Origin of the sequence: Anaeromyxobacter soli, from assembly GCF_022808855.1 — a bacterium.
In the GTDB taxonomy this organism is placed as follows: Bacteria; Myxococcota; Myxococcia; order Myxococcales; family Anaeromyxobacteraceae; genus Anaeromyxobacter; species Anaeromyxobacter soli.
Genome location: NZ_JAKZLF010000011.1, coordinates 1 through 19,960, shown reverse-complemented (window position 1 = coordinate 19,960; position 19,960 = coordinate 1). Strand labels below are relative to the sequence as shown.

Genomic DNA, 19,960 nt, shown 5'->3' with positions numbered 1-19,960 from the left:
CGGGGTCGCGCGACGGGGGAGGGCGAGCGGATGACGCGGACGTACCTGTCGGTGCCGCACATGGGACGCAGCGAGGAGCGCTACGTGCGCGAGGCGTTCGCCTCGAACTGGCTCTCCACCGTCGGCCCGAACCTCGACGCCTTCGAGCGCGCGTTCGCGGAGCGCATCGGGCGGCCCGCGGTGGCGCTCGCGAGCGGCACCGCCGCCATGCACCTCGGCCTGCGGCTCCTCGGGGTCGCGCCCGGCGACGAGGTGCTCGTCTCGGACTTCACGTTCGTCGCGAGCGTGAACCCCATCCGCTACCTCGGCGCCACGCCCGTGTTCGTGGACAGCGATCCCGCGACCTGGATGATGAGCCCGGCGCTCCTCGCCGAGGCGCTCGAGGACCGCGCCCGCCGAGGGAGGCCGCCGCGGGCGGTCGTGGTGGTCCACCTCTACGGCCAGTGCGCCGACCTCGCGCCGATCCTGGAGGCGTGCCGCGCGCACGGCGTGCCGCTGCTCGAGGACGCCGCCGAGGCGCTCGGGGCGACGTACCACGGGGCGCCCGCGGGGTCGTTCGGCGACGTCGCCGCGTTCTCGTTCAACGGGAACAAGATCATCACCACGACGGGCGGCGGGATGCTCGTCGCCGCGCGACGGGACTGGGTCGACCGCGCGCGGTTCTGGTCCACGCAGGCGCGCGAGCCGGGCGCCGCGTACCACCACACGGAGGTGGGCCACAACTACCGGCTCTCGAACGTGCTGGCGGGGATCGGTCGAGGCCAGCTCGAGGTGCTCGACGAGCGGGTGGCCCAGCGCCGCGCCGTCGCGTTCCGCTACCGCGACGCCTTCGCGGATCTGCCCGGCATCGGGCTCATGCCGCAGGCGCCGTACGGCCTGCACACGAACTGGCTCTCCTGCTTCCTCGTCGCGCCGCGCGCGTTCGGCGCCTCCCGGGACGACCTGCTGCGTGCCCTCGAGGCGCGGGACATCGAGGCACGGCCGCTCTGGAAGCCGATGCACCTCCAGCCCCTCTACCGTACGTGCGAGCGGTACGGCGGCGAGGTCGCCGCCGCGCTGTTCGAGCACGGGCTGTGCCTGCCGAGCTCGAGCAGCCTCTCGCGCCAGGAGCAGGACCGGGTCGTCGAGGTCGTCCGCTCGGTCGCACGCCCCACCCTCGGTCAACACGAGACCCCCTGGGGCGCCTTCGCGTGAGGTGCGTCGTGCCCAGCTTCGCTCCGCCGCCGAGCGGCCTAGAGGAGGCTTCCATGCAACAGCTCCGGGAACGGATCCGATCGCGCACCGCGGTCGTGGGCGTGATCGGCCAGGGGTACGTCGGGCTGCCGCTCGCGCTCGTCTTCCGCGAGGCGGGCTTCCCGGTGATCGGGCTCGACGTCGACTCGGCCAAGGTCGCGGCGCTCACCCGCGGCGAGTGCTACATCCGCCACATCGGCCCGGAGCGCGTCCGCGCGGCCGTGGCGAGCGGCGGGTTCACCCCCACGACCGACTTCGGCCGGCTCGCCGACTGCGACGCCATCCTCATCTGCGTGCCCACCCCGCTCGGCCGCCACCGCGAGCCGGACAACTCGTTCATCCACGCGACGGCCCGGCAGATCGCGCCCAGGCTCCGGCGGGGACAGCTCGTCGTGCTCGAGTCGACCACCTACCCAGGCACCACCGACGAGGAGGTGCTTCCGATCCTGGAGGAGAGCGGCCTCCGCACCCCCGAGGACTTCCTGCTCGCCTTCTCGCCCGAGCGGGAGGACCCGGGCCGGAGCGACTTCACCACGAAGACCATCCCGAAGGTCGTCGGCGGCGTGAACCCCGCGTCCACGGAGATCGCGGCGGCGCTGTACGCGGGGGCGCTGGATCGGGTGGTCCCGGTGCGGGGCGCGCGCGTGGCGGAGTCCACGAAGCTCCTGGAGAACGTCTTCCGGTCGGTGAACATCGCGCTCGTGAACGAGCTGAAGGTCATCTTCGAGCACATGGGGATCGACGTGTGGGAGGTGATCCGGGCCGCGTCCACCAAGCCCTTCGGCTACATGCCCTTCCACCCGGGCCCGGGGCTGGGCGGCCACTGCATCCCCCTCGATCCGTTCTACCTCGCGTGGAAGGCGGCCGAGCACGGTGAGTGGGCGCGGTTCATCGAGCTCGCCGGGGAGATCAACTCGCGCATGCCGCGGTACGTGGTGGAGCGGATCGCGGAGGCCCTGAACGAGGACGGGAAGGCGCTCCGGGGCTCCGCCGTGCTCGTCCTCGGGCTCGCCTACAAGGCGAATATCGACGACGATCGCGAGTCCCCCTCGTACGAGATCCTGGAGCTGCTCCAGGAGCGCGGCGCGCGCGTGGCGTACTGCGATCCGCACTTCCCCACGGCGCGCAAGGTGCGGAAGCACGATCTCGGGCTCCGCTCGGTCCGGTGCGACGCGGCGACGTTCGCGAGCCACGACGCGGTCGTGGTCTCGACCGCGCACGACGTGTTCAAGGACCCCGCGCTCTACGAGGGGGTGCGCCTCGTCGTGGACACCCGGAACGCCGTCGCGCCGCTGTTCACGGGGCGCGAGGGCCCGCGCATCGTACGCGCGTGAGGACCGACGTCCACGCGCCGCCGGATGGGCCCGGACGCCCTCGCCTCCACGGGCGGGCCGCGTGCGCGCTCCTCGATCGCGAGCCTTCCCGGGGATCCGAGCAGGCGGGCATCCACCGAGCGTGCATGTGGTTCGTGGGACGCGCCCGCGTGGGCTTGCGTTCACTCACCGCGCGCGCCATCGCGCGGGAAACGAACGCTTCACCGCCGCCGTCGCGAGAGCACCGGACGAGGTCGGCCCCATTCAGATTGCGCCGGCCGGGCGAACTCTCATGCCCGAGGGCCAAAGGACTCGACGTGTGAGCACAACGCGCATACCTGCAAGCGTGCACCATCGAAGGACGGGTACGGGTTGGGAGGGAGGAAGGATGGGCCAAGGGGGATCCGTCCAGCTGGACGGCGGGGAGGCTTCCCTGCGCAGGCTGCGCGCCGTCGTGGCGGGAGCGATGCGCGTGGCCGAGGCGGGCGCGCGAGCGTCCGCGGGGGCGCGCTACGCGGTCATGTTCGCCGTGGACGGCATCGCGGCGATGGTCGCGCTCCGGACCGCGATCTGGCTCCGCTTCGACGGCGAGATCCCCCTGCGGTACGAGCAGATGCTGCCGGTCGCGACGGCCGCGCTGATGGCGATCCGCGTCTCGTGCAACGGCTTCGCCCGGCTGCACCGCTGGTCCTTCCGGCTCGCGGGCCTCGCCGAGGCGCTCCGGATCGCCGCGGCCTGCGTCGCCGGCTCCGTGCTGTTCGTCGCCGCGACGAAGCTCCTGGAGCTCCCGCTGCCGCGGACCGTCTTCGCGCTCGAGCTCTTCCTCTCCGCGAGCGCCTTCGGCGCCACGCGCTTCCTGCCCCGGGCGGCGTTCCGGTGGGCGGGGATCTGGTCCCAGTCGCTCGCCGGCGCGCCGCGCGCGGTCATCGTCGGCGCCGGTCACGCCACCGAGCTGCTCGCACGCGACCTGCTCCGCTCCCCGAACCCGGGCTACCAGCTCGTCGGGTTCGTCGAGGAGGACGGGCACATGGCGCGCTGCCGGATCGCCGGGATCCCGATCCTGGGCGGGATCCAGCACCTCCCGAAGATCATCCGGCAGCATCGGGTCGCGTCGGTGCTCCTCGCGGATCCGCGAACCCCCGCGGCGCGCGTACGCGAGATCATCGCGCTCTGCGCCACCTCGCGCGTCCGGTTCAAGATCGTCCCCGCGTCGTGGGCCGACCTCGAGGGGCGCCTCTCCGGGGCGAGGCTCGACGACATCTCGCCCGAGGACCTCCTCCCACGCGCCGCGGTCGCGTTCGACGAGTCGGAGGTCCGGCGGCTCGTGGAGGGCCGGCGAGCCCTCGTCACCGGCGCCGGCGGGAGCATCGGCGGCGAGCTGTGCCGCCAGCTCGCGCGGAACGGCGTCGACCAGCTCGTGATGGTCGACATGAACGAGAACGAGCTCTATCTCCGCCGGCTCGCGCTCGCCGAGGACTTCCCGGGCCTCGACCTCCACGCCGAAGTGGCCGACGTGCGCGAGGCGGAGCCGCTCCGCCGGCTCGGCCTGCGCTACCGGCCGCAGGACGTCTTCCACGCGGCGGCGCACAAGCACGTGCCCCTCATGGAGGACGCGCCCGCGGAGGCGGTGAAGAACAACGTGTTCGGCACGCTCAACGCGGTGCGGATGGCGGACGCGTGCGGCGCCGAGCGCTTCGTCCTCATCTCGACGGACAAGGCGGTGAACCCGACCTCGGTGATGGGCGCGACCAAGCGGGTGGCCGAGCTCGTGGTGCGCGACCTGGCCCGGCGCTCCCGCGTGCGCGTCACCGCCGTCCGGTTCGGGAACGTGCTCGGGTCGGCGGGCAGCGTCGTCCCCATCTTCAAGCGCCAGATCGCCCGCGGCGGTCCGGTGACGGTGACGCACCCGGACTGCACGCGCTACTTCATGACCATCCCGGAGGCGTGCGGCCTCGTGCTGCTCGCCGGGCTCGGCGGCCACGGAGACCTCTGCGTGCTCGACATGGGCGAGCCGATCCGGATCGCCGACCTCGCGGGCAGCATGATCACGCTGTCGGGCCACGTGCCGGGCGAGGACGTCGACATCGTCTACACCGGCCTCCGCCCGGGCGAGAAGCTGTGCGAGGAGGTCCTCACCGAGCAGGAGGAGCGCTCGCTCGTGGTGAGGAACCGCATCCGGGTGACGCACAGCCCGGCGCCGCCGCCCGACCTCCGCGAGCGGATGGACGAGCTGCAACGGCTCGCCGACCGCGGGGACGCCGCCGGCATCCTCGCCGCGCTGCGCACGATCGTCCCCACCTACCGCGGCCCGGCGCGGAACGGCCGCGACGGCACGAGCTCGCGCGCGACGACCGAGCGCGGCGGTCCACGCGGCCGCGTGGGCGGCCTGGACGGCAGGGACTCCGGGGTCGCATCGCCGCTGTGATGCGCAAGGAACCAGAGATGCCACACGATCGGGCGAACGACGACGCGGTCGTCGAGGTGAACTTCGGAGCGGGGACGATCGGCGACGTGGTGCAGCAGCAGCAGCTGCCGCCGCCGCTGCCGCGGGCGCGCGAGGAAGTGCCGTTGACGGACGTGTTCCGCGTCCTGCGGGAGCGCCACCGCGGCGTCGTGGGCGTCGCGCTCGCCGTGGTCGCGCTGGCCGTCGCCTACCTCATCCTCGCGACCCCGGTGTACCAGGCCGCGCTCGTGCTCCAGATGGAGGATCGCAAGCAGACGTTGACGGGCCTCGAGGACCTCTCGGGGTTCATCGGCGACGCCGCGTCGCCGGCCGAGACGGAGATCGAGATCATCCGCTCGCGGACCCTCATCGGCGCGGTCGTGGACGAGCTCGGGCTCGACGTGCAGGCGGAGCCGCGCCGCGCGCCCCTGGTGGGCGCCACGCTCGCGCGCCACTGGCGCGGCGGCGCTCCGGCGGCGCCGCGGCTCGGGCTCGCGCATTACGGCTGGGGCGGCGAGCGCGTCCGCGTGCAGGAGCTCGCGGTCGGAGAGGATCTCGTGGACGTCCCGCTCGTGCTCACCGCGCTCGAGGGGGGGCGCTACCGGCTCGCTGCCGAGGGGTCCGCGCTCGTCGAGGGGGCGGTGGGCGCCCGGGCGTCGGGAGGGGAGGGGGGCGCCGCCGTCGAGGTCGTGATCCGCGAGCTCGTGGCCCGGCCCGGCACGGAGTTCGTCCTCCTGAAGCGGGACCGGCCGGACGTGATCACCGAGCTGCGCGACGCGCTCACCGTGCGGGAGACGGCGAAGAAGACGAACGTCCTCGTGGCCGAGCTCGAGGGGAGGGACCCGCAGCAGGTCGCCGCGACGCTCAACGCCATCGGGGCGGCGTACCTGCGCCGCAACGTGGAGCGGAAGAACGCGGAGAACGGCCAGATGCTCGCCTTCCTGGAGTCGCAGCTTCCCCAGCTCAAGGGGAACGTCGACCAGGCCGAGGCGGCCCTCAACGCCTACCAGCAGCAGAAGCGCTCGATGGACATCTCCGCCGCGACCGAGGCGGTGCTCGGCCGCGCGGTGCGCATCGAGACGGCGCTGCAGGAGCTGCAGCTGCAGCTCATGGACCTGCGCCAGCGCTTCACCGACAGCCACCCCGCGGTCATCGCGGTCCAGCAGAAGATCGCGCGCATGCAGAAGGAGCACGTCTCCCTCGACGAGGAGATGCGCGCGCTGCCCGAGCTGGAGCTCGACGCGGCGCGCCTCGCGCGCGACGTCAAGGTCGCGTCGGAGCTCTACGTCCTCGTGCTCAACAAGGCGCAGGAGCTGAAGGTGGCCCGCTCGGGCGTGATCGGGAACGTCACGGTCCTCGATCCCGCCGAGACGGCGAAGGACCCGGCCCGGCCGAACAAGCCGCTCGTGCTCGTGGTCGCGCTGCTCGTCGGGCTGGGCCTCGGCGTCGGGGTCGCGCTCGCGCGCAACGCGTTCACGGAGGGCTCCGACGACCCGGACGAGATCGAGGCGCGCACGGGCCTGCCCGTGTTCGTGATGGTCCCTCACTCCGAGGTGGAGCTGCAGCTCGATCGGGAGGCGCGGCAGATCCCCGGCTCGTTCCGCGCGGCCCTCGCCCAGGCCGCCCCCGACGACCTCGCCGTCGAGGGGCTGCGCAGCCTGCGCACGGCGCTCCAGTTCGCGCTCGTGGAGGCCCGGAACAACATCATCGCCCTCGGCGCGCCGGCGCCCGCGGTCGGCAAGTCCTTCGTGTCCGTCAACCTCGCGCACCTCCTCGCTGCGGCCGGCCGGCGCGTCGTGCTCGTCGACGGGGACCTTCGCCGCGGCCGGCTCCATCGCTACTTCTCGCTGGAGCGGGCCCCCGGGCTCTCCGACGTGGTGAGCGGCGCGGTCACCCTCGAGCAGGCGCTCCGGCGCACGTCCGTCGAGCGGCTCGACGTCCTCTCGACGGGGCGGATCCCGCCGAACCCCGCCGAGCTCCTGGCGAGCCACCGCTTCCAGCACCTGCTGGCCGAGCTCTCGAAGCGCTACGACCTCGTGCTGGTGGACACGCCGCCCGTGCTCGCCGTCACCGACCCCACGCTCGTGGCGCGCCACGCCGGGGTCAACCTGCTCGTCCTCCGGGCGGGGGCGCACTCGGTGCACGAGATCACGCTCGCGGTGAAGCAGCTCGGCCAGGGGGGCGTGCGGGTCCAGGGCGCAATCCTCAACCAGGTCGACACGAACCGCGGCCGCTACGGCCGCTCGGGCCGGTACCGCCGGTACGAGTACCGGTCGGAGACGACGCCGGGCAAGGCCTGACCCGGCCTCGGGGTCCCGTCCCTCCCGCCGCAGCTCGCCAGGGCGCGGCCGCGCCGGCCGGGTCCACGCGCGCGGATCCGCTCGAAAGTGGACCGGTGGGGTCCCGCAAACACCCGTTCTCGCGAGGTTTTCGGCAGGGTCGCCGGTGACGCCGGCCGACCCGACGTGCTATACGGCCCGAGCTTTCCCGACCTGCGCTCGCCGCCGGCTTTCTCGCCCTTTGGCGGGCGCCACGTTCCGTCGGGAGGAGGAGCGACCGTGATCGAGGCGTACCTGAAGCACGAGGCGGAGCGGAAGGCGCAGGGCATCCCGCCCAAGCCCCTCGACCCCGCGCAGACGCGCGAGCTCGTGAAGCTGCTCGAGAGCCCCCCCAAGGGCCAGGAGGCCTTCCTCCTCGGGCTCCTGCGCGACCGCGTCTCCCCGGGCGTCGACCCGGCCGCGGAGGTGAAGGCCGGCTTCCTCGCCGACGTGGCGAAGGGCGCGAAGAGCTCGCCGCTCATCTCCAAGAAGGAGGCGGTGCAGCTCCTCGGCACGATGATGGGCGGCTACAACGTGCCGCCGCTCGTCGCGGCGCTCGCCGACCCGGCGCTGGCCGACGAGGCCGCGAAGGCGCTCTCCCACACGACCTACGTCTACGACGCGTTCGACGAGATCGTCGCGCTCGCGAAGACGAACGCCGCCGCGAAGAAGGTGCTCGACGCGTGGGCCAAGGCGGAGTGGTTCACGAGCCGCCCGGGCGTCCCGGCCCAGGTGAAGGTGAAGGTCTTCAAGGTCGACGGCGAGATCAACACCGACGACTTCTCTCCCGCGGGCGACGCGTCCACGCGGCCCGACATCCCGCTCCACGCGCTCGCGATGGGCAAGACCCGCTTCAAGGGCGGCCTCCAGACCATCGCGGAGTTCCGCGCGCAGGGCTTCCAGGTCGCCTTCGTGGGCGACGTGGTCGGCACCGGCTCCTCCCGCAAGTCCGCCTGCAACAGCGTGCAGTGGGCCATCGGCGAGGACATCCCGTTCGTCCCGAACAAGAAGCGCGGCGGCGTCATCATCGGCGGCGTCATCGCCCCGATCTTCTTCGCCACGGCGCAGGACTCCGGCGCCCTCCCGATCCGCGCCGACGTGACGAAGCTGAAGACGGGCGACGTCGTCATCGTCGACACCGTGAAGGGCGAGCTCCGCAGCGAGGCGGGCGAGGTCCTCTCGACCTTCAAGCTCTCCCCGAACACGCTCGCCGACGAGTACCGCGCCGGCGGCCGCATCCCGCTCACCATCGGCCGCGCCGTCACCGAGAAGGCGCGCAAGGCCGCGGGCCTCCCGCCGACCGACCTCTTCGCGAAGGTCACGAACCCGACGCCGAAGCCGGGCCAGGGCTACTCCCTCGCGCAGAAGATGGTCGGCAAGGCGTGCGGGCTCCCGGGCGCGCTGCCCGGCGGCTACTACGAGCCGCGGATGACGACGGTCGGCTCGCAGGACACGACCGGCCCGATGACGGCGGACGAGCTGAAGGAGCTCGCCTGCCTCAAGTTCCAGGCGCCGATGTTCATGCAGTCGTTCTGCCACACGGCGGCCTACCCGAAGGCGGCCGACGTGAAGATGCACCGCACGCTCCCGCAGTTCGTGCAGGAGCGCGGCGGCGTGCCGCTCCGCCCGGGCGACGGGGTCATCCACTCGTGGCTGAACCGCCTGCTCCTGCCCGACACCGTCGGGACGGGCGGCGACTCGCACACGCGCTTCCCCCTCGGCATCTCGTTCCCGGCGGGCTCCGGCCTGGTCGCCTTCGCGGGCGCGCTCGGGTTCATGCCGCTCGACATGCCGGAGTCGGTGCTCGTCCGCTTCAAGGGCAAGCTCCAGCCCGGCATCACGCTGCGTGACGTCGTGAACGCCATCCCGTTCTGGGCGATCCAGCAGGGCCTCCTCACCGTCCCGAAGAAGAACAAGAAGAACGTCTTCAACGGCCGGATCCTCGAGATGGAGGGGCTGCCGGACCTCACCGTGGAGCAGGCGTTCGAGCTGACCGACGCCGCGGCGGAGCGGAGCGCGGCGGCGGCGGCGGTGAAGCTCTCCGAGAAGAGCGTCGCCCAGTACCTGCGCTCGAACGTGGCGCTCATGAAGAAGATGATCGCCGACGGCTACGGCGACGCGAAGACGCTCGCCGGCCGCATCGCGGCCGCCGAGGCGTGGCTCGCGAAGCCGGAGCTCCTCTCCGCCGACGCGAGCGCCGAGTACGCCGCGGTGATCGAGATCGACCTCGCCCAGATCACCGAGCCGATCCTCGCCTGCCCGAACGACCCGGACGACGTGAAGAAGCTCAGCGACGTCGCGAACACCAAGATCGACGACGTGTTCCTCGGCTCGTGCATGACGAACATCGGCCACTTCCGCGCGGCCGGCGAGCTCTGGAAGGGCCAGAAGTTCAACCCCGCGGTGCGCACCTGGATCTGCCCCCCCACGCGCATGGACCAGCAGCAGCTGAAGGACGAGGCGTACTACTCGACCTACAGCGCCGTCGGCGCCCGGATCGAGATCGCCGGCTGCTCGCTCTGCATGGGCAACCAGGCGCGCGTGCCGGACGCGGCGACGGTCTTCTCGACCTCGACCCGCAACTTCGACGACCGCATGGGCAACGGCGCCAAGGTGTTCCTCGGCTCCGCGGAGCTCGGCGCCGTCGCGGCGACCCTCGGGCGCCTGCCCACGCCGGCGGAGTACTTCGCGGCGTACCAGGAGAAGATCGCCCCGAAGGCGGGCCAGGTGTACCGGTACCTGCAGTTCGACGAGCTCGAGGGGTATCAGGGGCTCCGCGTCGTCGCGTAGCCTGCGGCACACGATACCGGGCCTGCGATCTTGAGCGGCGCGCCGTCCTGGACGGCGCGCCGTTCTCGTTTCTGCGACGCGCACCTGCGCGTCGAGGGTCAGGTCGCCGCGCCGGGCTGGTGCTGCTCCCAGGTCCTCTGGTCGATGGCGCGCTCGATCCAGGCGAGGTGCCGCTGCTCGTCGGCGTAGCCCCTGCGCACGAGCTCGAGGATCTCGTCCGGGAACGGCTTGGCGACGGCGCGGGCGTAGGTGGAGGTGGTGAGCTCCTCGTTCGGCTTCATCGCGCGGAGCGCCTGCTCCATCCCGAGCCGGGCCCGCAGGCCGGTGACGCTGCCGAGGAGGGCCCCCTTCATGTCGGGCTTCGCCCCGGGCGGGCGCACGTTCATGTCGAGCAGCGCCTTCGAGAGCTCGAGGATGTGGCGCTGGTGGTCGAGCCGGAAGCGCGCCAGCTCCGTCGCGATCCAGCCGTCGCCGATCGCCTCGATGGCGCGGTCGTAGGCGACGACGGCGTCGGCGTCGAGCTGCAAGAGGTTCGTCAGCTCCTCGGCGATCTCGTGCACGTTCATCTGCGGTCCTCCCGTCGAGAAGCTGGTGACGCGTCGCGGCGGGCGCATCGCGCCTCGGACGGGCGCCCCCGGCTACGGCAGGGCGGCGACGGGGGACGTCTGGAACCAGAGCGCGCGGGCGAGCGCCTCCTCGATCCAGGCGAGGTGGCGCTCCTCGTCCGCGTACGCCCCTTCCACGAGCGCGCGGACGTCCTCGGGCAACGGCACGGCGAGCACCTTGCGGTGCACCGCAGTCGTGAGCTGCTCGTTGTTGCGCATCGCCTCGAGCACCTCCTGCGGGTTCAGGCGCCGCCGCGGCGGGGTGAGCGCGCCGATGACGACCCCCTTCACGTCGGGCTCGACCTCCGGGGGGCGGGCACCCATCCCGAGGAGCGCCTCGTGCAGCGCGAGCGCGTGCCGCTGGTGCTCCACCTTGAACAGCGCGAGCTCCCCGCCGATCGCGCTGCTCGGCCCGCCCACCCAGGCGATGGCCGCGTCGTAAGCGTGGAGTGCGTCGATCTCGAGCGCCAGCAGCCGCGCAAGCTCCCTGCTCACCTCCGACTGCTTCATCGGTTCCTCCTGCGGAAAAGGTTGTCATCGATGGATCCAGTCCACTACCCCCCGGCGGGGAGACGGAGGGACGCTCGGACGATCGCGAAGAGCAGGGCGGGTGCCCCGGCGAGGTCTGCGCTTGCGCGTGGGCGGAGCGCGTGCAGGCTTTCCCGCATGCCGAAGATCGCCGCCATCGAGATCGTCGAGGACTACACCGGGCGCGCCCGCTGCGACGAGGGCTTCCTCCGCCTGAAGCGCTACCGGGCCCAAAACCGCCGCGCCGACGGGACGACCTCGCCCGTCTACCCGATCGACGTCATCGACCGGCCGACGCTGGACGCGGTGGCCGTCGTGCTCTGGGCACGGACGCCGCGCGGGATCGAGATCCTCACGCGCCGCGGGCTGCGGCCCGCCGCGTACTTCCGTCGCGGCAAGCCGGCCGCGCTCCCCGAGCCCGAGTACCTGCTCGTGGAGGAGATCGTGGCGGGGGTGCTCGAGCCTGGAGAGCGAGGACTCGAGGCGCTGCGCCGCCGCGGCGCGGAGGAGGCGCGCGAGGAGGCCGGCGTCGAGATCGTCCCGGAGCGCCTCGAGCTGCTCGGCGGTCCGTTCTTCCCGCTGCCCGGGATCGTGTCCGAGAAGATCCACCTCCTCGCCGGCGAGGTGCCGCGGCCCGACGTGGACGGGATCCACGACGCGCCGCACGAGGGAGACGGCTCGCCGCTCGAGGAGGGAGCGCTGCTCGCCTGGCGCGAGCTCCACGCGGCGATCGCGGCGTGCGAGGCCGGGGAGATCGAGGACGGGAAGACCGAGCTCGCGCTGCGGCGGCTCGCGGCGCGCCTGGGCGCCTGAGCCGCGCCGCCGTCTCCGGAGCTCAGTCGTTCTTCGCCCCCTCCTGGATCCACGTGAGCAGCGTCTGGGCGTCCGCGTCCGAGAGCCGTTTGGCGTGGCCGCTTCCGCCGGTCCCGCGCACGTAGAGCGCGCTCTGCGTGGGATTCGCCGTGTCCACCTTCTGCAGCGCCGCCGCGTACGAGATCGCGGTGTCGTTCGAGCCCCACGCGCTCCCGTGGCAGCCGCCGCAGCTCGCGACGAGGAACGGGTGGACCTGCGTCGAGAACGAGACGGTCGGCGTGGTAGGCGTCGTCGGCGTGGTCGGTGTGGTCGGTCCGTTCGCCCCTTGCTGGATCCACTCCAGGACGAGCTGCGCCTCCGCGTCGGAGAGCACCTTCGCGTGGCCGCTCCCGCCCGTGGGACGCACGTAGAGCGGGCTCTGGGCCGGACTCGCGGTGTTCACCTCGCCGAGGGCCGCCTGGTACGACGCGTTCACGTCGCTGGAGCCCCAGGCGCTGCCGTGGCACGCCCCGCACTTCCCCTGCAAGAGCGGGTGGATCTGCTGCTCGAAGGACGCCTGCGCCCCTGGCGACGGGGTCAGGTCCCCCGCGTTGGAGCCGCCGCCGTCGGACACCTCGCGGGCGTCGCCACACGCCGCGCCCACCGCGAGCGCCGCCAGCGCCGCCATCCACGACCCGCTCCGTCCCGTGCGCATGTGCCCCTCCGCGGCCCCAAACGCTCGTGACGGCGCCTACCGAACGCCATCCCCGGTCGGGCAGCTCGTGCCGAAAAAACACGAGAGCCCGGCCGGATGTCCGGCCGGGCCCTCGCCGCCCCCGCGGCTCGGGGGTCCTTCGCGCTACGGCTTGATGTCGTGGAACTTCACGATGTCGAACGGCGCCCCCTTGCCGTGGCAGGCGACGCAGGTCGTTCCGACGGTCGCCTCGCCGCCCGTGTGCGCGCACGGCTCGCTGTTCACGGTCGCGAGCGAGCTGCACGAGGGCAGCCCCGCCGTGGCCGTGAACTTCGCGTTGTCGTGGCAGGCGGTGCACACCGCGATGACGGCCGGGGTGGTCGTGTCGTCGGTCTGGTCCGCCACGACGTTCGCGACATAGGTGGTGTCGAGCGGCACCGTGCTCCCCGCCGGCGGGACCTGATACGTCTCGCCCGTGTGACAGAGGGTGCAGTTCTGCACCGTGTCGAGCTGCGGCACCTCCGCACCCGCCTCGAAGGTGATCGGGTTGCTACCGAACCCGCAGATCGTCAGGTCGTTCCCGCGGATGGACCCGCCGTGGATCTCGTGGATCATGCGCTTGAAGTCGATGGACTGCTCGGTCGTGGTGGCGGCGCACGCAGGGTTCGTCGCCGTCGCCGTGCGCCGGCCCTTGTCGGTCGCGCGCGGGTTGTGACAGACCGCGCAGACCTGGATGACGTCGTTCCGGTTCGCGCCGTGCGCCGAGAGCTGGCCGTGGCACGAGTCGCACTTCGCGATGTCCACCACCTGGCGCCGCGCCGCCGCCTGGCCGCCGCCGATCGCGTAGTCCTGGATGACGTTCTTGACCGGGAGCTCCTCCCCGTTCTCGATGGGACGGCCGTCGATGAAGACGGAGTAGGTGGTGACGCCGTCGGTGATCGCCGTGGGCGAGGTCACCTGGTACACGTTCGTCTGGCCGGAGACGGGCGTGGCCGCGGGCGTCAGGCCGGTCGCGCCGACCACCGGGATGTCCACCGGCTGCCCCGGCGACGTCGCGCCGCTGCCCACGTTCGTGTAGTCCGCGGCGCCCGGCTGGTGCCAGCCGATCTTCACGTTGAGCCGACTCAGCGTCTGCTTGTAGGCGGGGTCCGCTGCGAGGTCGACCGGCGTCCCGTTCTTCGTGACCCGCACCTGCACGACCGGCTTACGGTCCGCGCCGGTGGTCACGTTGACGATCTCGTACTTGTACGCCTCGGCCTTCTTGGCGAGCGGCACGTGCACGGTCGCGACGCCGATGCCGGCCGCGTCCGCCGTGTGGCACGTCGTGCACGCGGTCGCCCCGACCTGCGCGTGGTTGCACGGCGCCGTCTCGGTGGTCCCGAGCGCGCACGCGGCGGCGCCCGACCCGTCGAACTTGACGGTGTCGTGGCAGGAGGTGCACGCCGCCTGGTTGGCGTTGGTCTTGTAGCGGTCGGCGTCCGTGCCCTTGTGGCACACGGTGCAGTCGCGCACGTCGTGCATCCACGACTTGTCGAACTCGAACACGTTCTGGCGGAAGCCCACGATCGTGTACGGCTGGCCCGTCGCGCCCTGCGCCGAGGGCAGGTCGCCGCCCATGTGGATCTTGTGGACCATCACCTTGAAGTCGACGCTGTTGCCCGACTCGGGATCGGTGGACTGCGGGGAGTGGCAGGTCTGGCAGACGGTCGCGCCGAGCCGCTCGTCGTGCGCGGCGATCGCGGGAGCGTGGCACGCGTTGCACGCGTCGTTGCTCACGATCTGCAGACGCTTCGGGGTCCCGCCCGCCGGGATGAAGTTCCGGGTCGAGGTCGCCGACGACGTGCCCGGCTCACCAGCGGCCGTGTGCCGGGTGAGCCAGATCCCTGCCGTGTGCGTCTTCGTCCGGTCCACCTGCGCGCCGGCGGGGATGGCCGCGAGCGTGTACTTGTACACGCCGTCGCCCTGGTGCGTGAGGCGCTGATCGAGCGTGGCGTCCGTGGGTCCCGCGTCGAAGGTGGCCTGCGTCGCGGTCGCCTGCTTCGGCTGCTGCGCGGTGCCGCCCGGTGGCGTGAACGGCTGACCGGTCGCGTTCACGGTGTAATAGGAGGTGAACTCGGACGTCGTGGGGTCGTACTTCGAGAGCACGACGCGGATCGGGCTCACCCACGGAAACGTCGTGGACGGGGGCGAGCCGGAGGGGACGACGCCGTTCTTCACCTCCTGTGCGAGGTCGGTCACCGCGGTCCCGTCGGAGGTCACGCGGAACGTGAGCACCGGCGCGCCGCTCTCGGGCACCTCGACGTTCTGGATCTCGACCTTGAGCGCGCCGTTCTGGTTCGAGGACGTGTCGCCCGTGCCGCCGCCGCCGCCGCCGCCTCCACCTCCGCCCTTGTTGTTGTTGTTGTCGCCGCACGCCATCGCCGCGATCACCACCGCAGCGGCGATGCTCCACGCCGCGCCTCGCACACGCCACGTCATCGAGTCCTCCTTACGTGCACCGTGGGTCACGTGACGCGGAGAGAAGCGCTGGAGCGCCGGATGCGCGACGTGCCCCGCAGGCGAAAGTTGCCCCGCGTTCACGCCACGTTGCACCACCTTGGGGAGAGAAGGCAGACCCCGCGGCGGGGCGAGACGCATGCGGAGCTAATCGCCGGGCCGCGCTTCGGGCGGGCGAACGGGGCGCGTTGTCGCGCGCCCACCACGCGAGGTGAATGTAGGCGCAGAACGTGCGCACGCAACCCCGCTGCCGGCGCCTGCCCGGCTCCCGGCCCACCGAGCGCCGAGCCCCTTCGCGGCGCGCGTGCGCGATTGCGCGGGACGCGACGAACCGTGAATATCCGTTTCATGCCGACGACCCGATCCTCGCGCCGCCCCGCGGCGCGCCCCGCGCCGCGGGCGAGCCCGCGCACGCGCATCGAGAAGGACACCCTGGGCGAGGTGCCGGTCCCCGCCGGCGCGCTCTACGGCGCGCAGACGGCGCGCGCCGTGGAGAACTTCCCCATCTCCGGGCTCCACGCCCACCCCGCCTTCGTGGACGCGACGGTGCGCGTCAAGCTCGCCGCCGCTCGCGTCAACGCGAGGCTCGGCCTCCTCCAGCGGGCGAAGGCCCGGGCCATCGAGGCCGCCGCGCGCGAGGTCCTCGCGGGCCGGCACCGCGACCAGTTCGTGGTGGACGTGTACCAGGCCGGGGCGGGGACCTCCCACAACATGAACGTGAACGAGGTGCTGGCGAACCGCGCCAGCGAGCTCCTCGGCGGGCGCCGCGGCGCGCCGCTCGTCTCCCCCAACGACGACGTGAACATGGCGCAGTCGACGAACGACGTCGTGCCGACCGCGATCCGGCTCGCCGCGCTCGAGCTCGCCCCCGCCGTGATCGAGGCGCTCGCCGGCCTGGCCGGCACCTTCGAGGAGAAGGCGCGGGCGTGGGACGGCGTCGTGAAGTCGGGTAGGACGCACCTCATGGACGCGACACCCATCCGGCTCGGCCAGGAGGTCTCCGGGTGGGCGGCCGCGCTCCGCGCCGCGGGCGGACGGGTCCGCGACGCGCTGCCGGAGCTGTCCGTCATCGGCCTCGGCGGTACGGCCGTGGGCACGGGGCTGAACGCACATCCGCGCTACGGGCGGCTCGTGGTCGGCGAGCTCGAGCGGCTGACCGGGATCCCGCTCACCCCCGCGCCGAACCTCTTCTACGCCATGCAGTCCCTCGCCCCTGCCGTGGCGCTCTCCGGCGCCCTCCGCGCGGCCGCGCTCGAGCTCCTCCGCATCGGCGGAGACGTCCGGCTCCTCGGCAGCGGCCCGAACACCGGCCTCGCCGAGCTGCGGCTCCCGCCGGTCCAGCCGGGCTCGTCGATCATGCCGGGCAAGGTGAACCCCTCGATGGCGGAGATGCTGGCGATGGTCTCGTACCAGGTCGTCGCCATGGACGCCGGCATCGCCTGGGCCGCGAGCGGGGGCCAGCTCGAGCTGAACGTCATGATGCCGCTCGTGGCCGCCGATCTCTGCCACGCGCTCCAGATCCTGGCGAACGCGGTGCGCGCCTTCGACGAGCGCTGCGCGCGGGGCCTCGAGGCGGACGAGGCCCGCTGCCGGCACTACGCCGAGCGGACCGTGAGCCTCGCGACGGCCCTCGCGCCGCGGCTCGGCTACGCCGCCTCCGCGGAGATCGTGAAGGAGTCGGTGCGGACCGGGCGGTCGATCGTCGAGGTCGCGGTGGAGCGCGGAGGCCTCCCCGCGCGGCAGGTGCGCCGGATCCTCGACGCGGCCAAGCTCACGCGGCCGGGGAGGGCCTGACCCGATCCGGGGTATCATCGCGCCGTGCCCCGGCTCGGCGAGATCCTCTTGCAGGACGGCGCGTGCGATCCCGAGGCGATCCGGGGCGCGCTCGAGAACCAGGTCATCTTCGGCGGGCGGCTCGGCACGAACCTGCTGGAGATGGGCGCGGTGACGGAGGAGGCGCTCGCGGCCGCCCTCGGCAGGCGTCACCGGCTGCCGGCGCTCTCGGGCGAGCTCCCGCTCGATCCCAAGGCGCTGGCGCTCCTGCGCGCCGACGTCGCCGACCGGCACGACGTCGTCCCGTACCTCGTCGCCGATCGCCGCCTCGCGATCCTCGCCTGCGATCCCTCCGATCTCGCGATGCTCGACGAGGTCGCCTTCGCGACGGGCAAGCAGGTCCACCCGATCGTCGCCCCCGAGGCGCGGATCTGGGCGCTGCTCAAGCAAGGCTACGGCATCGAGCGGCAGCTCCGCGGCATCGAGGTGGAGTTCGGGTCGCTCCGGCGCCGGCTCACGGCCGAGGTGCCGCTCGAGGGCGCCGCGGCGCCCGTCGCCGAGGCGCCGGAGGACCTGCTCGGAGAGGGGCAGTTCGACGCGCTCTACGCGGGCACCGGCGCGTTCGCGCTCGCGCCGCCCTCGGCCGCCGCTGCCCCGGCCGTCCCCGCCGACGACGAGGAGATCATCGAGCTCGACGACCTCGTGCTGCCGGACGACGCCGTTGCGCCGCCCTTCGCGGCGGAGGTGCTCGCGTCGCTCGCGGGGGCGCCCGGGCACGCGCCGCCGGTCCGCTTCGTCGCGCCCGCGCCGCGGCGCGCGGAGCCCGAGCCCTCACCGCTCGGCTTCGACGAGGCGCTCCGCTCGCTCGAGGGCGTCACGGAGCGCGACGCCATCGCCCGGATCGTGCTGCGCCACGCGCGCTCCCGCTTCCGGCGGGCCGTGCTCCTCACCGTGAATCGAGGCGAGCTGCGAGGCTGGGCGGGGCTGGGCGAGGGGGTGGACGCGGAGCAGGTCCGCCGCCTGCGGCTCGCGCTCGGCGCCCCGGGCGTCGGCGACACCGTGGTCCGCACCCGGGCGCACGTCCTCGGGCCGCTCCCCAAGACCGAGGCGAACATCCGGCTCCTCAAGCGGCTCGGCGGCGGCGTGCCGGGGAACGCGTTCCTCGTCCCCATCCTGGCCCTCGGGCGGGTCGTGAACGTCTTCTATGCGGACAACGGGCGGGGCGGCCTCGTCGACGCGGGCGGCGTGGGGGAGCTCCTCATCCTCGCGACGCGCATCGCGAAGAGCTACGAGACGCTCGTCGCCCGCGTGCGGTAGAACGGGCCCCCCGGCCCCTCGCCGGCCTCCGGAACCCCATGGCTGCGACCCTCCACTACTTCATGCTCCCCGACGACGAGCGGGCGCTCTTCCGCCACCTCGAGCGACGCGACCTCACGGTCTACCCCGAGCTCGTGCCGCCCGGCTACACGGCGCCTCGCGTCGCGCCGGACCTCGTCGCGAACCTCGACCAGTCCGCCTACTACCTCGCCATGGAGCGGCTCGGGCCCGTGATCGTCCACCCGGTGAAGCGCGGGCGAGACAGGGGCATGCTGGCGATCGAGGAGGTCCCCTCGCCCGTGCTCCACTACGAGCGCTCGCTGCCCAACGCGGAGGGGGAGCTCGTCGCCGGGAGGGTCTGGGCGGAGCTCGACGTGACCGACGACGCGAACACCAAGCTCGGCAAGCCGCTCGCGCTGAAGGCGCTCTTCCAGGAGATCCACGACCTGTTCCGCAAGAACTGGCGGCGCAGCGATCCGAAGGGCTTCTGGGTCGGCCCCCACGCCGGCGCGGCCTTCAAGCGGGGCGAGCTGAAGCTGCGGGAGGCCGGCCACAAGGGCAAGCTGGTGGGGGTCTGGCGGTGAGCGCGGGCCGCTGGCCGGGGCCGATCTCGGCGGTTGACGCGGGCGGCCCGGACCGGTACACGTGCCGCTTGACTGTGCCCCTTCCGCCTCGCTATAAGGCCGCGCTCGCAGCGGTTCTCCTCACGCTGCCGGGCGTCGCGCTCGCGGAGCGAGTCGCCGGAGCGGTCCTCCCCGACGAGGCGGTGAAGGTCGGCGAGAACCGGTACCGGGTCGCGAAGAGCTACGACGACACGCTGAAGTTCTTCCGGTCGGTCTACTCGCCGGGGAAGTTCAGGAGACGGCCGATCGCGGACCAGCCCGCCGTGAAGGCCGTGCACATCGAGAACCCGGACTCGAAGCCGGGGCAGTGGGAAGGGCTGAACGTCTACGAGCTGAAGGGCGAGACCCGCGTCTTCGTGCTCGTGAAGGGGAAATAGGTTTCTGGGGGATCGTCTAACGGCAGGACGCCAGACTCTGGATCTGGCTATCTAGGTTCGAATCCTAGTCCCCCAGCCAGCATCAAAAAGAAGCACGGCGAGCGTTGACTGCCGAACCGCTCGCGGATACATAAGCGCCCGCTGTTGGCCCGTTAGTCTAGCGGTTAGGACATCGGCCTCTCACGCCGAGAGCATGGGTTCAAGTCCCGTACGGGTCACCATTTGCCCCGCCTCCCTTGTCCAGGAGGCGGGGTTTTTCTTTTGGTGCTGAGCGCCTGCCGGCGACGCAGAAGAAGAGCAGCCCCGCCCCTCGGGCAGAGGAGGCGGGGCTCGACTCTCGGGACCGCTCTAGAGCTGGTAGAAGCTGGCCGCGACGCCGGGCTGCCCCGCGATCCCCGGGCTCGCCCCGCCGGCGCCCCCCGAACTGATCGTGAAGTCGACGTTCTGGCGCGTGCTCGCGCTCGACGGGTCCTGGAAGATCCCGATCGACGGCCCGCCCGCGCCCCCGCCGCCGGCGCCTCCCGCTCCGCCGGTGCCCCCGACGCCGCCGTCGCCGCCGCGCCCGCCCGTGGCCGTGCCCGCGGTTCCCCCGAGGCCACCCGCGCCGCCGGCGCCGCCCGCTCCGCCTCGCGCGCCGGCGCCGCCGTTACCGCCCGTG

Annotated in this window: 14 protein-coding genes, 2 tRNA genes and 1 pseudogene; 12 read left to right on the top strand and 5 right to left on the bottom strand. The window is 72.7% G+C overall.

What is annotated here, in order from left to right; genetic code table 11:
• Nucleotides 1-30 precede the first annotated feature (30 nt).
• The 5 genes from MLV88_RS10160 (at nucleotide 31) to acnB (ending at nucleotide 10,097) form a co-directional block, all read left to right on the top strand.
• Nucleotides 31-1,194 carry a DegT/DnrJ/EryC1/StrS family aminotransferase gene (locus tag MLV88_RS10160; RefSeq protein WP_242335940.1) on the top strand — a complete coding sequence of 388 codons (1,164 nt, stop codon included), beginning with the start codon at nucleotides 31-33 and terminating at the stop codon, nucleotides 1,192-1,194.
• 53 nt (nucleotides 1,195-1,247) lie between these two features.
• Nucleotides 1,248-2,567, top strand: coding sequence for a nucleotide sugar dehydrogenase (locus MLV88_RS10155; RefSeq protein WP_243337378.1), 1,320 nt, complete (start codon nucleotides 1,248-1,250; stop codon nucleotides 2,565-2,567).
• 367 nt (nucleotides 2,568-2,934) lie between these two features.
• Complete coding sequence (locus MLV88_RS10150; protein ID WP_242353717.1) at nucleotides 2,935-4,971, top strand: nucleoside-diphosphate sugar epimerase/dehydratase; 2,037 nt, start codon at nucleotides 2,935-2,937, stop codon at nucleotides 4,969-4,971.
• Between the two features lie 17 nt (nucleotides 4,972-4,988).
• Nucleotides 4,989-7,289, top strand: a complete 2,301-nt coding sequence (locus MLV88_RS10145; RefSeq protein ID WP_243337377.1) for a polysaccharide biosynthesis tyrosine autokinase — start codon at nucleotides 4,989-4,991, stop codon at nucleotides 7,287-7,289.
• 258 nt (nucleotides 7,290-7,547) lie between these two features.
• Entirely contained in the window at nucleotides 7,548-10,097 is a 2,550-nt protein-coding gene (gene acnB, locus MLV88_RS10140) for a bifunctional aconitate hydratase 2/2-methylisocitrate dehydratase (RefSeq protein WP_242335927.1), read from the top strand.
• A gap of 98 nt (nucleotides 10,098-10,195) precedes the next feature.
• Here acnB and MLV88_RS10135 read toward each other — a convergent pair whose 3' ends face one another.
• Nucleotides 10,196-10,663 (bottom strand): ferritin-like domain-containing protein, encoded by a 468-nt coding sequence (locus MLV88_RS10135; RefSeq protein ID WP_242335923.1) that lies wholly within the window; start codon nucleotides 10,661-10,663, stop codon nucleotides 10,196-10,198.
• Between the two features lie 72 nt (nucleotides 10,664-10,735).
• Nucleotides 10,736-11,212 carry a ferritin-like domain-containing protein gene (locus MLV88_RS10130; protein ID WP_242335920.1) on the bottom strand — a complete coding sequence of 159 codons (477 nt, stop codon included), beginning with the start codon at nucleotides 11,210-11,212 and terminating at the stop codon, nucleotides 10,736-10,738.
• 156 nt (nucleotides 11,213-11,368) lie between these two features.
• Between MLV88_RS10130 and MLV88_RS10125 the strand changes: the two genes are divergently transcribed.
• Nucleotides 11,369-12,043 (top strand): NUDIX hydrolase, encoded by a 675-nt coding sequence (locus MLV88_RS10125; RefSeq protein WP_242335918.1) that lies wholly within the window; start codon nucleotides 11,369-11,371, stop codon nucleotides 12,041-12,043.
• A gap of 22 nt (nucleotides 12,044-12,065) precedes the next feature.
• Here MLV88_RS10125 and MLV88_RS10120 read toward each other — a convergent pair whose 3' ends face one another.
• The gene (locus MLV88_RS10120) at nucleotides 12,066-12,737 is read right to left on the bottom strand and encodes a hypothetical protein (RefSeq protein WP_242360422.1); all 672 of its coding nucleotides are present in this window, start codon (nucleotides 12,735-12,737) and stop codon (nucleotides 12,066-12,068) included.
• 144 nt (nucleotides 12,738-12,881) lie between these two features.
• On the bottom strand, nucleotides 12,882-15,194 hold the full coding sequence (locus MLV88_RS10115; RefSeq protein WP_242360421.1) for an OmcA/MtrC family decaheme c-type cytochrome: 2,313 nt from the start codon (nucleotides 15,192-15,194) through the stop codon (nucleotides 12,882-12,884).
• 366 nt (nucleotides 15,195-15,560) lie between these two features.
• Here MLV88_RS10115 and MLV88_RS10110 point away from each other — a divergent pair, with 366 nt between their 5' ends.
• The 6 genes from MLV88_RS10110 (at nucleotide 15,561) to MLV88_RS10085 (ending at nucleotide 19,523) form a co-directional block, all read left to right on the top strand.
• The gene (locus MLV88_RS10110; RefSeq protein ID WP_242360420.1) at nucleotides 15,561-17,006 is read left to right on the top strand and encodes an aspartate ammonia-lyase; all 1,446 of its coding nucleotides are present in this window, start codon (nucleotides 15,561-15,563) and stop codon (nucleotides 17,004-17,006) included.
• 24 nt (nucleotides 17,007-17,030) lie between these two features.
• Nucleotides 17,031-18,302 (top strand): GspE/PulE/PilB domain-containing protein, encoded by a 1,272-nt coding sequence (locus MLV88_RS10105; protein ID WP_242360419.1) that lies wholly within the window; start codon nucleotides 17,031-17,033, stop codon nucleotides 18,300-18,302.
• 38 nt (nucleotides 18,303-18,340) lie between these two features.
• Nucleotides 18,341-18,886, top strand: coding sequence for a hypothetical protein (locus MLV88_RS10100; protein WP_242353682.1), 546 nt, complete (start codon nucleotides 18,341-18,343; stop codon nucleotides 18,884-18,886).
• Nucleotides 18,887-18,960: 74 nt separating this feature from the next.
• Nucleotides 18,961-19,302 carry a hypothetical protein gene (locus MLV88_RS10095; protein ID WP_242336092.1) on the top strand — a complete coding sequence of 114 codons (342 nt, stop codon included), beginning with the start codon at nucleotides 18,961-18,963 and terminating at the stop codon, nucleotides 19,300-19,302.
• 5 nt (nucleotides 19,303-19,307) lie between these two features.
• Nucleotides 19,308-19,381, top strand: a tRNA-Gln gene (locus MLV88_RS10090).
• Nucleotides 19,382-19,448: 67 nt separating this feature from the next.
• Nucleotides 19,449-19,523, top strand: a tRNA-Glu gene (locus MLV88_RS10085).
• Between the two features lie 127 nt (nucleotides 19,524-19,650).
• On the opposite strand, the pseudogene MLV88_RS10080 reads toward MLV88_RS10085, so the two are convergent.
• Nucleotides 19,651-19,960, bottom strand: a pseudogene (locus MLV88_RS10080) (hypothetical protein); the annotation flags it as partial.